This is a genomic window from Rathayibacter sp. AY1F4 (assembly GCF_002931775.1).
Taxonomy (GTDB): Bacteria; Actinomycetota; Actinomycetes; order Actinomycetales; family Microbacteriaceae; genus Rathayibacter.
This window is the reverse complement of the sequence record NZ_PSVE01000004.1, coordinates 117668-129932: the sequence shown is the minus strand read 5'-3', so window position 1 is coordinate 129932 and position 12265 is coordinate 117668. Positions and strand designations below refer to the sequence as shown.

Sequence of the window (12265 nt, the reverse complement as noted above, 5' to 3'; positions counted from 1 at the left end):
TCACTTCACTTGTCGGTTGCGGTGTACGAGGAGCTTACCCCGTTCGACCCGTCCTGACCGGCGGAGATCGATCCTGTCGCGACGTGCGTCACGCCGGCCCTCGTGCGCACGCCTCACGTCGTCGCGATCGGCGAACAGCGACGAGGACGGCCGGGGCGGCAGGTCGTCCGTCACTCCAGGACTCAGTGTCTCGAGTTTCGCGGTGACCTCGGACAGCTGTCCGAGGAGCACCTTCCCCTTGCGCCAGTAGGAGAGGGCGAAGAGGACCAGCATCGTCAGAGCCCCCAGCGCGAGGCCGAGCCAGATCAGGATCCACGACCACCAGGTCACGACGGCTCCCCCTCGTTCGCGGCGAGCGCGGAGGCCGCCCAGTGCGCGACCGCGGTGCGCGCCTCGGGGGGTGCCACCACGGTGACGAGACCCGCCAACGACGCCACCAGGCGCGTCAGTCCCTCCAGATGGGCGACGCGGAGACGGACGAGGACACCGTGGTCCTCCTCCCCCGGCACGGGATCGGGGAACTCGGCGTCGGCCGCGTAGTCGCCCAGCAGCACGACGGCGCTGGGGGCGACGCGCAGGTCCACGACGAGATCGGAGGCGGAGGCCTCGAAGAGCCGTTCCGAGAGGGTCACCTCGTTGCGGCGCCGGACGATCGGCGTCCCCGTGTCGCGGAGGGAGCGCATCCTGTCGACCCGGAACGTCCTGACGCCCTCGCGGAGGTGGTCCCATCCGCGCAGGTACCAGTCCCGGTCGACCGATTCGAGCACGAAGGGGTCGACGAGCCGGGACTCGGTCTCGCCGCGGGCGCTGCGGTAGTCGAAAGCGACCTGCGTCGCCGAGCCCATCGCTGTCCGCAGGAGCGCCACAGCGCTGTCCGCGCCCGTGCCGCGCGAGACCGCGACCGCGCTCGGGGCCGAGGAGGCGCCGCGCGCGAGCTTCCCCATCAGCGAGGCGATCCGGTCGTTGCCCTGGTTCTCGGGCAGCGCTGCGAGGTACTGCATGCCGGCGATGAGGGCGGCGGCCTCGCGCGCCGAGAACCTCGGCGAGTCGTCGATCGCGACCTGGTGGGTGAGGACGACGTGGTCGTTCTCCTCGAAGTCGTCCCAGCCGATGTCGAAGAGGTCGTTCGCCTGGTACTGCGCGGTCTCGCCGGGGATGCCCGAGACGGCGATGAGGCGCACCGCGCGGCGCACCTCCTCCTCCGGGATCTCGAAGTGCGCGGCGACCTCGGCGACGGAGACGCGACCCCGGTCGAGCAGATAGGGAACGAGGGAGAGGAGGACGGCCAGTCGGTCGCGCGCCTGCAGGGAGCGGGGTCTAGCCACGGGGATCCCCTCCATGGTCGTCCAGGGTGCGGCGGAGGCGGTCGAGGACGCGGCGGCGGAGCTCCTCCGGCTCGAGCACCCGCACCTCGGGACCGTGACCGGCGAGCTCGTCCGCGAGCACGTCCGGGTCGGTGTAGTGCAGGCGCAGCAGGCCCTGGCCCTCGCCCTCGGCCTCGGCACGCCCGCCGAGACGGAGGGCGGCGTCGGAGTCGGGGGCGACGCGCAGGAGCGCGCTGTTGCGCTGCAGGATCTCGTCGAGCTGGGCGAGAGCGGTCGCCGCGTGGTCCCCCTCCGCGGGAGGCGCGGTGCGGCCGGTGGAGGCGACCGGCCCGACGATTCGCGACAGGAGGAAGGTCCGCGTGCCCTCGGCGCCCTCGTCCCAGCCGTGGAGGTGCCAGCGCCCCTGGTGGTTCACCAGGGCGCGGGGCTGCACGGTGCGCACGCGCGGCTCCTCGCCGCCGGGCTTCAGATAGGGGAAGCGGACGACCTGGCCGCGGTCGAGCGCGGCGTTGAGCGGCTCGAACGAGGACTCGCGAACCCGGATCGAGGGGCTGATGCCGATGACGGGGTCGACGGACTCGACCCCGATCGAGCGCAGCTTGATCAGCGCGCGCCGCGACTCCGCCGAGAGCGTCCCCTCGCGCCAGACCGCCCCGGCCAGGCGGAGCAGCGCGAGCTCCTCCGGATCGAAGGTCAGGTCGGCCGGGAGGTCGTAGCTGCGCTTCGCGATGCGGTACCGGACGGTCTGGGTGTTGCCCGGATCGCCCGGGGCGTCGACCGTCTCGATCGGGATGCCCAGCTCGCGCAGGTCGTCCTTGTCGCGCTCGAACTGGCGCTCGAGCGAGGTCCGGTCGCCCCGGCCCACCCGCTGCCGGTAGCCCTGCACCGTGGAGAGGACATCGGCCTTCGTCAGTCCGTTCTCGGCCGCGACGAGCGCGAGCACGAGGTTGAACAGACGCTCCTCGGCCGGGACGCGGCTCGAGGACGGGGCGTCGGAAGGCACGCCCTCCAGTCTAGGGCCGGGCCCGGTCAGACCTTTCCGAGGATGTCGGCGACGAAGATCAGCGTCGCGCCGCCGGGGATCCCGCCCTGAGGGGAGCCCTGGTCGCCGTAGCCCTGGTCCGGCGGGATGACCGCGATGACCTGAGATCCGACGGGCTGGCCGATGAGGGCGTCGGCGAATCCGGCGATGACTCCGCCCTGGGTGGTCGAGCCGTCGGCGGCCGTGAACACGGCGGGAGCGCCCTTCTCCCAGCTGGAGTCGAACACCTTCCCGTCGCTCCACTGCCAGCCGGTGTAGGCCACGACGACCTGGTCGCCCTCGGCGACGACGTCGCCGTCGCCCTTCTTGAGCTGGGCGATGCGGAGGTCGGACGGTGCGTCGCCCGAGGGCTTCGCGAGCCCCGGGCGTCCGTCGTCGCCGAGCGTCACCGTCGGGAAGCCGTCGGGCGCGGGCTGGGCGGCGCCGTTCGCGCGGGCCAGCGAGGCCTCGCGGACGTCCGCGACGAGCACGAGCGTGTCGTCCTCCGAGATGCCGAGCTGCGACGAGGACTGGCCGAAGCCGTCCTCGGGGGCTATCGCGATGGCGACGCGCGAGCCGACCTGCGTGCAGAGGAGGCCCTCGTTCAGGCCGACGAGCCCGGCTCCGCCGACGCCGAAGCGGGCGGTGCTCGACCCGTCGTAAGGCGAGGTCTCGAGGACCGTGCCGTCCGCGCCGTTGACCAGGGTGTAGTCGATGGTGACGAGCTGGCCCTTCTCGAGCGGTGCGCCCGAGCCCTCGATGAGGGTGCTGACCTGCGTGCCGTCCGCCTTCAGCGGCGTCGGGACGCTGACGTCCGGCTTCGCTCCGAAGTCGCCCGTGGCGCTGACCGCCGCCGAGGAGTCGCCGGAGGAGAACGGAGCGTCGCAGTCCGCCTGCGAGGAGGACGCGGTGCATCCGGTGAGAGCGGCGACGATGCCGATGCCGGCGATGAGCGCGGTGGTCCTGCGCACGGGTCCTCGATTCGAGAGAAGGGGAGCGGTGACGCCCGGGGTGGAGACGGCCCGGAGGCCGGGAACAGCTTAGAGGATGCCCTCGTCGTCGGGCTCCGCGGTCTCCTCGCCGAACCCGCGGGCCCGGGAGAGCTCGGCGCTGGTGGCGGACTCGCGGACCCGCTTGCGGAGGCTCTTGGGGCTCACGGCGCGCTCGCCGAGCGCGCCGGGGGTCCAGGCCTCCACGTCCTCGTCGCTGAAGTCCGTCTTCGACGGGCGACGCTTGAGCTCGGGGAGAACGGTGTCCGGAGCGAGCCGGCGAGCGGTGATGAGGAAGCCGGTGTGGCCGATCATCCGGTGGTCCGGCCGGACCGCGAGGCCCTCGACGTGCCAGCCGCGGACCATGGTCTCGTTCGACGACGGGTTCGTGAACAGGCCCGAGGCGCGGATCGCCTCCGCCGTCCGCGAGAGCTGCGTGACGGTGGCCACGTAGCAGAGGAGCACTCCCCCGGGCGTGAGTGCCTCGGCGGCGACGTCGAGGCACTCCCAGGGCGCGAGCATGTCGAGCACGACGCGGTCGGCCTCGCCGGACGGGACCGTGCCGGGCAGCGCCTCGACGAGGTCGCCGACGGTGACGCTCCAGTTGTCGGGCGTGTAGCCGAGGAAGGTCTCGATGTTCGCCCGTGCGACATCCGCGAACTCCTCGCGCCGCTCGAACGACGACAGCCGGCCGGTCGGACCGACCGCCCGCAGCAGCCAGAGCGAGAGCGCGCCGGAGCCGACACCGGCCTCGACCACGCGGGCGCCGGGGAAGACGTCGGCGAGGGCGAGGATCTGGGCCGCGTCCTTCGGGTACACGATCGCCGCGCCGCGGGGCATCGACATCACGAAGTCGGCGAGGAGGGGGCGCAGCGCGAGGTGCTCGACGCCGACGGTGTTGGTCACCACCGAGCCGTCGGGCAGCCCGATCACCGTGTCGTGCTCGATGCCGCCTCGGTGCGTGTGGAACACCTTGCCGGGAACGAGCGTGATGGTGTTCATCCGCCCCTTGGGTCCCGTCAGCTGGACGCGGTCTCCCGCGCGGAAGGGGCCGGAATGCTGCAGTGCCTCACCGTTCATCGGCGGGCCTCCGTCTCGGTCGTGGCCGGGCCGGAGCCGCGGTGCTCGGAGGACACCGTCGCGAGGTCCGCGACGGTGCGGCCCGCGAGAGTGGGCCAGAGGGCATAGGGAGCGGCGGGATCCAGCTCCAGCTGGTGCGGGACGCCGATCGCCGCGGCTCCGGAGGCGACGGCCGCGCCGAGGCCCGTGAGGGAGTCCTCGATCGCGACGCATGCGGTGATGTCGACATCGAGGGTGCTCGCGGCGAGGAGGTACGCCTCGGGGTGGGGCTTGCTGCGCTCGACCATGTCGCCGCTGACGACGGCGGCGAAGGCGGGGAACGGGATCCGGTCCACGACGGCCGCGGCCATCCGCGAGATCGACATCGTGACCAGCGCCTGCGGCACTCCCGCCTCGGACACCGCGCGCAGCAGCTCGAGCGCGCCCGGTCGCCACGGGATGCTCACGGCCAGCTGGTCGACGACCTCGTCGGTCATCCGGTCGATGATCGCGTCGACGGAGAGGTCGACGCCCTTGCCCTGCAGGATGCGGGCGGCGGCGGGCAGGCCCGAGCCGACGAGTCCCATCGCGTCCTCGTGGGTCCACACTCCGCCGAAGGAGGAGACGAGCGCGTGCTCCGACGCCATCCAGTACGGCTCGGTGTCGACGAGCGTCCCGTCCATGTCCCAGAGGACGGCGGCGGGGGCGGACGCTCCTCCGAGCGGCTCGGAGGACAGCGGCCGGGCGGAGGTCTCAGGAGTCACGAGCGACCATGGTACCGGCAGGGCCGCGCCCCTCCCCGGCCGCGGGCCGAGAGCGAACAGCGCGGCCGATCCCGCCGGACGGGACGGGCGCGGTCGGGGGCGGTCCTATCCTGGACGAAGGGACAGGCGCGGTGTGCGCTCCCCGCACATCGAGCCGAACGCGGAGATCCTGCCTATGAACGTGATCACGGGGAACGTCCTGGTCGTGGCCTTCGAGGGCTGGAACGACGCCGGGGACGCCGCCAGCGGCGCGCTGCGGCTGGTCAAGGACGCCGGGGAGTACGTGCCCCTCTTCGCCGTCGACGCCGAGCAGTACTACGACTTCCAGTACACCCGCCCCATGCTCTCGATCGGCGAGGACGGCCGCCGCAGCCTCGCCTGGCCCGGCACCCAGATCTTCGGCCCGGCCGACACCTCGGTCGACGCCGAGAGCGCGCTGTACCTCATGATCGGCACCGAGCCCTCGCGCAGCTGGAAGAGCTTCGCCGCCGAGGTCGTCGACGCCATGCTCGCGATCGACATCTCCGCCGTCGTCTTCCTCGGCGCGATGCTCGCTGACGTCCCGCACACCCGGCCGATCTCGATCTTCGCCTCGAGCGAGAACGCGGAGCTGCGGAGCTCCTTCGAGCTCGAGCGCTCCAGCTACGAGGGGCCGGTCGGCATCCTCAGCGTGATCGGCGAGGCCGCGCAGAAGGTCGGCATCCCCGCCGTCTCGATCTGGGCCTCCGTCCCGCACTACGTGCACAACGCGCCCTCGCCCAAGGCGATGCTGGCGCTGCTCGAGAAGCTCGAGGAGGTCGTCGGCCTGGCGATCCCCCGCGGCGACCTCGTCGAGGAGGCGGAGGAGTGGGAGCGCGGCATCGACGCCCTCGCCGCCGAGGACGAGGAGATGGCGTCGTACATCGCCCAGCTCGAGCAGGCGCGCGACACCGTCGACTCGCCCGAGGCGAGCGGCGAGGCGATCGCCCAGGAGTTCGAGCGCTACCTGCGCCGCCGCGGCGACGGCCGCTCCGGCGAGGAGCCCTGGCGGCCGTAGCCTCCGCCGGCGCCCGCTCGTCCGGGACGGTCGTCGATCACTGGACTGTTCCCGACCGATGACCCTCCCGGCCGCCCTGACGGGACTCGCCCCTGACGGGACTCGCCCCTGACGGGACTCGAGCCGTCCGGGACTCGAAGCTTACGGGACTCGAGCCTGACGGGGTTCAGGCCGGGCGCACCCCGAGCAGGGCGTCGACCGCGTCGCGCAGGAGCGACGGGTCGTCCACGCCCTCGGTCAGTGCGGCGTCGACGACGGCGAGGGCGGCCGGAGTGCCGAGGTCGTCGGCCAGCGCCTCGCGCAGCTGCGCCAGCACCTCGAGCGCCGAGCGCGGTCCGACGGCGGCGAGGGCCGACTCCCAGCGCGCCAGGCGCGCCTCGGCCGACGGCAGGTCCTCGGGCAGCCACTCCCAGTCGGAGCGGTAGTGGTGCGCGAGGAGCGCGAGGCGGATCGCCCGCGGGTCCGCGCCCTCGCTCCGCAGACGGGAGACCAGCACCAGGTTCCCGAGCGATTTGCTCATCTTCTCGCCCTGGTAGGCGACCATCCCGGCGTGCGCGTAGGCGCGGGCCAGAGGACGGCCGGACAGCGAAGCGGCGTGGCCGGCGCTGAACTCGTGGTGCGGGAAGACCAGGTCGCTCCCGCCGCCCTGCAGGGTGAACTCGGGTCCGAGCCGGTCGAGGGCGATCACCGAGCATTCGATGTGCCAGCCCGGACGGCCGCGGCCGACCTCGGCGTCCCAGGCGGGCTCGCCGGCGCGCTCGGCCCGCCAGAGCAGCGGATCGAGGGGGTCGCGCTTGCCGGCGCGCTCCGGGTCGCCCCCGCGCAGCGCCGAGAAGCGGGCCATCGACTCCGCGTCGAGCCGGCTCTCGCTGCCCAGGTGCCAGACGGCGCTCTCGGCCGCGGCGATGTCGTAGTAGAGGTCGCTCGCGCCCTCCTCCGCCGCGTCCGGAGCAGCGACGCGGTAGGCGACGCCGTCGCGCTCCAGGCGGGCGACCGCTTCCGCGATGGGATCCACGGTCTCGGTGACTCCGACGTAGTGCTGCGGAGGCAGGACGCGCAGGGCGGCCATGTCGCCGCGGAACAGCTCGACCTGCTCCTCGGCGAGGTCGCGCCAGTCGACACCGGTGGCCGTCGCACGCTCGAGCAGCGGGTCGTCGACGTCGGTCACGTTCTGGGCGTACTCGACCGTGTAGCCCGCGTCGAGCCAGACGCGCTGGACCGTGTCGAAGGCGAGGTAGGTCGACGCGTGCCCGAGGTGGGTGGCGTCGTAGGGCGTGATGCCGCAGACGTAGAGGCTCGCGACTCCGCTGGGCGCGTCGAGCTCGACGGGGCCGGCGGTCGCGGTGTCGTGCAGGCGCGGTGCGCTCCCCCGGCCGGGCAGGGCGGGGACGTCGGCGGCGGTCCAGGCGCGCATCTAGGCGGCGATCAGGCCGGTGGCGAGCGCGACCATGAGGACGACGCCGAGGACGATGCGGTATACGACGAACGGGAGGAAGCTGCGGCGGGAGATGTAGCTCATGAAGAACGCGATCACGACGAAGCCGACCACGAACGCGACAATGGTCGCCACGAGGGTCTCGAGCCCGCCGACCTGGACCTGGTTCGGGAGCACGACCGGGTCGCTGATGCTCTTGTACAGCTGGTAGAGACCGCTGCCGAACACCGCGGGGATCGCGAGGAGGAAGGAGTAGCGCGCCGCCGCCTTGCGCTCGTAGCCGAGGAAGAGGCCGGCGGTGATGGTGCCTCCCGAGCGCGAGACGCCGGGGATCAGGGCGAGCGCCTGCGCGCCTCCGAAGATCAGGCCGTCGCGGACGCCCAGATCGCGCAGGCGGCGCTTCTTCGCGCCGACCGCGTCGGCGATGCCGAGCAGGATGCCGAAGAGGATGAGGGTGGTGGCCACCACCCACAGAGAGCGGAGGGTCGTCTCGATCGCGTCCTGGAAGACGAGGCCGAGGACGATGATCGGGAGGCTGCCCAGGATGATGAGCCAGCCCATGCGGGCGTCCGGGTCCGAGCGCGGGATCCGGCCGACGAGGGAGCGCGCCCAGTGCGACACGATCCGCACGATGTCGCGCCAGAAGTAGATGATGACGGCGGTCTCGGTGCCCAGTTGCGTGATCGCGGTGAACGCGGCTCCGGTGTCGCGGCCGCCGAGACCGGGCAGCAGCTCGCTGACGATCCGGAGGTGGGCGCTGGAGGAGATGGGGAGGAATTCGGTCAGACCCTGGACGAGTCCCAGGATCAGCGCGTCGAGCAGGCCCATGCGTCACTTTCGAGGAGGGCTGGGGCGTCGTCGGCCAGCAGTCGGTCGGGATCGGTCGGTGCTGACCCGGTCCGCGGCGCCGTCAGGAGCTCAGCAGGAGATCGGTCAGGACCTTCCTGCCAAACACTAGTGCGTCCAGTGGAACGCGCTCGTCGACCCCGTGGAACAGCGCCGGGAAGTCCAGGGACGACGGCAGCTGGAGCGGCGCGAACCCGTATCCGGTGATGCCGAGCGTCGAGAGCGCCTTGTTGTCGGTGCCTCCGGAGAGCAGGTACGGGAGGACCTCGGCTCCCGGATCGAACCGGCGGATCGAGGCGGCCATGCTTTCGACGAGGGGGCCGGCGAAGGGCACCTCGAGTCCGATGTCGCGGTGCTGGACGAGGATCTCGACGTGCTCGCCCGCGAGGACCTTCAGGCGCTCGAGCACCGCATCCTCCTCGCCGGGGAGGACGCGCACGTCGATGGTGGCGTCCGCGGTGTCCGGGATGACGTTGGCCTTGTAGCCGGCCGACAGCATCGACGGATTGGCGGTGGTGCGCAGCGTCGCGGCGATGAAGCGCGAGGCGGTGCCGGTGGCGAGTGCCAGCTCCTCCGGAGTGCTGCGCTGAGGGTCGTGGCCGAGCAGGCGGGCGACCTCGTCGAGCAGCTCGCGCGTGGTGTCGGTGAGGCGGGTGGGCCACTCCTCGCTGCCGATGCGGGCGATCGCCTGCGCCAGCCGGGTGACGGCGTTCTCGGAGTTGATCTGCGAGCCGTGCCCCGCCGTGCCGTGCGCGCGGAGGGTCAGCCACATCAGCGCCTTCTCGCCCGTCTGCACGAGGTAGGCGCGCTTGCCGGCCAGCTCGATCGAGTAGCCGCCGACCTCGCTGATCGCCTCGGTCGCTCCGGCGAACAGCTCGGGCCGCTCACGGGCCAGGAATCCCGATCCCCGCACGCCGCCCGCCTCCTCGTCGGCGAAGAAGGCGATGACGAGGTCGCGGGAGGGGCGCCGCCCCTCGCGGAGGATGTCGCCGAGCGAGGCGAGGATCATCGCGTCCATGTTCTTCATGTCGACCGCGCCGCGGCCCCAGAGCATGCCGTCCTTGATCTCGCCGCCGAACGGGTCGACGCTCCAGTTGTCGGCGATGGCGGGCACCACGTCGAGGTGCCCGTGGACGACGAGGGCGCCGCGCTCGCGGTCCTCCCCCGCGACCCGCGCCACGACGCTCGTGCGTCCCGGGTCGGAGTCGATCAGCTCCGGCTCGAGGCCGAGGTCGCGCAGCTTCGCCGCGACGTACTCCGCGGCCGGGCGCTCCGGCTCCGCCTTCCCGTCGCCGTAGTTGCTGGTGTCGAAGCGGATGAGATCGCGCGCGATGAGCGCCGTCTCGTCGAGGGTGCTGTCGGTCACGGGCGCGCTGTCGATGCTGTCGGACATGCGGGCAACGGTACCGGCGCGGGCTCGACGGCGCGCGGAGGCCGGTGGGCCGGGAGGTGGCGTGAGAGGCCCCGGAACCGTGCTAATGTCTTCTTCGGCCGCGGAAACGTAGGTCGAAGGAAACACTCGTCCGGGTGGCGGAAATGGCAGACGCGCTAGCTTGAGGTGCTAGTGCCCGTATAGGGCGTGGGGGTTCAAGTCCCCCCTCGGACACACTGATCGGAACCCCTCGTCTCTCCTCGGAGAGGCGGGGGGTTCCGTCGTTTCCGGCACCGTCTCCTCCTCGCGTCGGAGGAGGGATGCGCTGGGAGGAGAGTTCGGACGCCCCGCCTCCTCACGAGGAGACGGGGCGTCTCCTGCATCGGACGGCGCTTCTGCAGAGAACGGTCGCTCCTGCACCGCAGGGCCCTCCCGAAAGGACCGTGCCTCGGTGTCAGACGCCCGCTGTCGCCGGCGACCAGCCGAGAGCCGGAGCGATCGATTCCACGACAGTGCGCAGGAGCCGCGCGTTGTACTCGACCCCGAGCTGGTTGGGAACGGTGAGCAGCAGCGTGTCCGCCTCCTGCACGGCGGCGTCCGCAGCGAGCTCGGCGGCGACGGCGTCCGGCTCGCCCGCGTAGCTGCGGCCGAAACGGGCGCGGACGCCCTCGAGAGTGGCGACCTGGTCCTGCTCGCCGCGGCCGCCGAAGTACAGGCGGTCGAGATCGCTCGTGATCGGAAGGACGCTGCGCGAGACGGAGACGCGCGGGGAGCGCTCCCAGCCCGCCCCGCTCCACGCGGCGCGGTACTCGCGGATCTGGCGGGCCTGCAGCTCGTCGAAGGGCACGCCCTCCTCCTCCAGGAGCAGGGTCGACGACTGCAGGTTCATGCCCTGCTCCGCTGCCCAGCGCGCGGTCGCGAAGCTGCCGGCACCCCACCAGATCCGGTCCTCGAGGCCGGGCGAGCGCGGCTCGATCGAGAGCGGGAGCGACTGGCGCGTCATCGCAGGATCGGACTGCGCGACCGGCGCCCCGGCGAGCGCCTCCCGGAGGATCCGCACCTTCTGCCGGGCGAGGTCGGCGTCGGTCATCCCCTCCGGGGGGACGAAGCCGAACGCCTCGGACCCGCGCAGGGCCGTCTCGGGCGATCCCCGGCTGACCCCGAGCTCGAGCCGGCCGTCGGAGATCAGGTCGGTGGCGGCCGCCTCCTCCGCCATGTAGAGCGGGTTCTCGTAGCGCATGTCGATGACCCCGGTGCCGATCTCGATGCGGCGGGTGCGCGCGGCGATCGCCGCCAGCAGCGGGAACGGCGAGGCGAGCTGCGGCGCGAAGTGGTGCACGCGCACGTAGGCGCCGTCGATGCCGATCTCCTCCGCCGCCTCCGCGAGCTCGATCGTCTGGAGGAGGACGTCGCGGGCCGAGCGGGTCTGAGACCCGGGGACGGACTGGTAGTGGCCGAAGGAGAGGAAGCCGATGCGCGAGACCATGCCTGCCTCAGCGCTCGGGGGTCCCCCGCTATTCCCTGGTGGTGTGCACGGCGGACGCCGAACCGCGACAGAGCTCCCGAGGAGTCCTCAATACACGTATGGTGGTCGCGTGCCCGCTGATCGGGGCGGAGAGGGGTCGTCGTGGAGCCGATGGTCGGTCGCCTCGGGGCGACTCTCGGGGTCGCCATGCAGACGATCAGCGGGTCGCAGGTGCAGGCAGCCGCTCTCCGTCCGCAGCGGAACCGGTCGCCCGGTCGCGTCTCCGCGTCAGTGCGCCTCGAAGTCGGCGGAGACCGAGGCGGTGACCTCGATGTCCTCCGGCTTGAGTGCCAGCGGCTCCTCAGGAGAGGTGAACGCCTTGGCGCGGCTCATCATCGCCGAGCCGCCCTCGATGCGCGTGTGCGGGCGCAGTCCCGGCTCGAAGAGGGTCAACACCCGCACCTCGGTCAGGCCGAGGGCCGCCGCATAGGCCTCGGCCCGCTCGCGCGCGTCGCGCACGGCAGCGGTGCGGACCTCGCGCTCGATGCCCGCCCGTCGCGCCGCCGTCACGTCCCAGTCGACCCCCGAGATCTGTATGCCCGGCACCTCCGAGATCGAGCCGACCCAGCGCCCGAGAGCCGCGAAGTCCCGGTACTTCACCCGGACCCCGGCGGCCGCGACGTGGAACAGCTGCGTGACGTCCGAGTCCTTGATGTACCGGCGGATCGAGGAGACCGAGATCTGATCGGAGGACCACCAGGTGGCGGCGCCGGACGCCTGCTCGGCGGCCGCCTCCTCACGGACCCGCGCGTGCAGGGCGGTGACCTCGGCGAGCGCCTGGGGCCGGGATCGCGACTCGCGCCGGATCTCGAGGCGGACGGTGCCCCGCTCGGCGGGATGGAAGTGCTGGGCGAGACCGGCGACGGTGATGGTGACCATGGCCCCATGGTGCC

Annotated in this window: 12 protein-coding genes and 1 tRNA gene; 2 read left to right on the top strand and 11 right to left on the bottom strand. The window is 72.4% G+C overall.

Translation table 11 applies throughout. The features are described 5' to 3' along the window. The 6 genes from C5C59_RS03510 to C5C59_RS03485 all read right to left on the bottom strand — a co-directional run bounded on the left by C5C59_RS03510 (position 1) and on the right by C5C59_RS03485 (position 5158). Positions 1 to 330 carry a hypothetical protein gene (locus C5C59_RS03510; RefSeq protein WP_104237452.1) on the bottom strand — a complete coding sequence of 110 codons (330 nt, stop codon included), beginning with the start codon at positions 328 to 330 and terminating at the stop codon, positions 1 to 3. Beyond that, positions 327 to 1325: a YafY family protein gene (locus tag C5C59_RS03505; protein WP_104283651.1), complete on the bottom strand. Its 999-nt coding sequence runs from the start codon at positions 1323 to 1325 to the stop codon at positions 327 to 329. The genes C5C59_RS03510 and C5C59_RS03505 overlap by 4 nt, the downstream gene beginning before the upstream one ends. Further along, positions 1318 to 2328 carry a YafY family protein gene (locus C5C59_RS03500; protein WP_104237454.1) on the bottom strand — a complete coding sequence of 337 codons (1011 nt, stop codon included), beginning with the start codon at positions 2326 to 2328 and terminating at the stop codon, positions 1318 to 1320. The genes C5C59_RS03505 and C5C59_RS03500 overlap by 8 nt, the downstream gene beginning before the upstream one ends. Before the next feature lie 26 nt (positions 2329 to 2354). After that, on the bottom strand, positions 2355 to 3317 hold the full coding sequence (locus C5C59_RS03495) for an FKBP-type peptidyl-prolyl cis-trans isomerase (protein ID WP_104237455.1): 963 nt from the start codon (positions 3315 to 3317) through the stop codon (positions 2355 to 2357). A 69-nt stretch (positions 3318 to 3386) separates the two neighbouring features. Continuing rightward, positions 3387 to 4415: a tRNA (adenine-N1)-methyltransferase gene (locus C5C59_RS03490; RefSeq protein ID WP_104237456.1), complete on the bottom strand. Its 1029-nt coding sequence runs from the start codon at positions 4413 to 4415 to the stop codon at positions 3387 to 3389. Continuing rightward, positions 4412 to 5158 (bottom strand): HAD family phosphatase, encoded by a 747-nt coding sequence (locus C5C59_RS03485; RefSeq protein WP_258062561.1) that lies wholly within the window; start codon positions 5156 to 5158, stop codon positions 4412 to 4414. Before C5C59_RS03485 ends, C5C59_RS03490 begins: the two co-directional genes overlap by 4 nt. 175 nt (positions 5159 to 5333) lie before the next feature. Between C5C59_RS03485 and C5C59_RS03480 the strand changes: the two genes are divergently transcribed. Next, positions 5334 to 6194 (top strand): proteasome assembly chaperone family protein, encoded by an 861-nt coding sequence (locus C5C59_RS03480; RefSeq protein WP_104222142.1) that lies wholly within the window; start codon positions 5334 to 5336, stop codon positions 6192 to 6194. A gap of 166 nt (positions 6195 to 6360) precedes the next feature. Here C5C59_RS03480 and mshC read toward each other — a convergent pair whose 3' ends face one another. The 3 genes from mshC to C5C59_RS03465 form a co-directional block, all read right to left on the bottom strand. Continuing rightward, positions 6361 to 7608, bottom strand: a complete 1248-nt coding sequence (gene mshC / locus C5C59_RS03475; protein ID WP_104222010.1) for a cysteine--1-D-myo-inosityl 2-amino-2-deoxy-alpha-D-glucopyranoside ligase — start codon at positions 7606 to 7608, stop codon at positions 6361 to 6363. Beyond that, complete coding sequence (locus C5C59_RS03470) at positions 7609 to 8457, bottom strand: undecaprenyl-diphosphate phosphatase (protein WP_104222008.1); 849 nt, start codon at positions 8455 to 8457, stop codon at positions 7609 to 7611. It abuts the gene before it with no gap. A gap of 82 nt (positions 8458 to 8539) precedes the next feature. Next, positions 8540 to 9868 carry a M20/M25/M40 family metallo-hydrolase gene (locus C5C59_RS03465; protein WP_181068004.1) on the bottom strand — a complete coding sequence of 443 codons (1329 nt, stop codon included), beginning with the start codon at positions 9866 to 9868 and terminating at the stop codon, positions 8540 to 8542. 128 nt (positions 9869 to 9996) lie between these two features. Here C5C59_RS03465 and C5C59_RS03460 point away from each other — a divergent pair. Next, positions 9997 to 10081: transfer RNA gene (locus C5C59_RS03460), tRNA-Leu, on the top strand. A 220-nt stretch (positions 10082 to 10301) separates the two neighbouring features. Here C5C59_RS03460 and C5C59_RS03455 read toward each other — a convergent pair. Together C5C59_RS03455 and C5C59_RS03450 are read right to left on the bottom strand one after the other, a co-directional pair. Then, positions 10302 to 11333, bottom strand: coding sequence for an LLM class flavin-dependent oxidoreductase (locus C5C59_RS03455; protein WP_104237457.1), 1032 nt, complete (start codon positions 11331 to 11333; stop codon positions 10302 to 10304). A 267-nt stretch (positions 11334 to 11600) separates the two neighbouring features. After that, positions 11601 to 12251: an SIMPL domain-containing protein gene (locus C5C59_RS03450; RefSeq protein ID WP_104237458.1), complete on the bottom strand. Its 651-nt coding sequence runs from the start codon at positions 12249 to 12251 to the stop codon at positions 11601 to 11603. Between the last annotated feature and the right edge of the window lie 14 nt (positions 12252 to 12265).

Coding starts and splice junctions, on each gene's coding strand:
- C5C59_RS03490 (WP_104237456.1), bottom strand. CDS start 4,415: ATGAACGGTGAGGCACTGCAGCATTCCGGCCCCTTCCGCGCGGGAGAC.
- C5C59_RS03480 (WP_104222142.1), top strand. CDS start 5,334: ATGAACGTGATCACGGGGAACGTCCTGGTCGTGGCCTTCGAGGGCTGG.
- mshC (WP_104222010.1), bottom strand. CDS start 7,608: ATGCGCGCCTGGACCGCCGCCGACGTCCCCGCCCTGCCCGGCCGGGGG.
- C5C59_RS03470 (WP_104222008.1), bottom strand. CDS start 8,457: ATGGGCCTGCTCGACGCGCTGATCCTGGGACTCGTCCAGGGTCTGACC.
- C5C59_RS03465 (WP_181068004.1), bottom strand. CDS start 9,868: ATGTCCGACAGCATCGACAGCGCGCCCGTGACCGACAGCACCCTCGAC.
- C5C59_RS03455 (WP_104237457.1), bottom strand. CDS start 11,333: ATGGTCTCGCGCATCGGCTTCCTCTCCTTCGGCCACTACCAGTCCGTC.
- C5C59_RS03450 (WP_104237458.1), bottom strand. CDS start 12,251: ATGGTCACCATCACCGTCGCCGGTCTCGCCCAGCACTTCCATCCCGCC.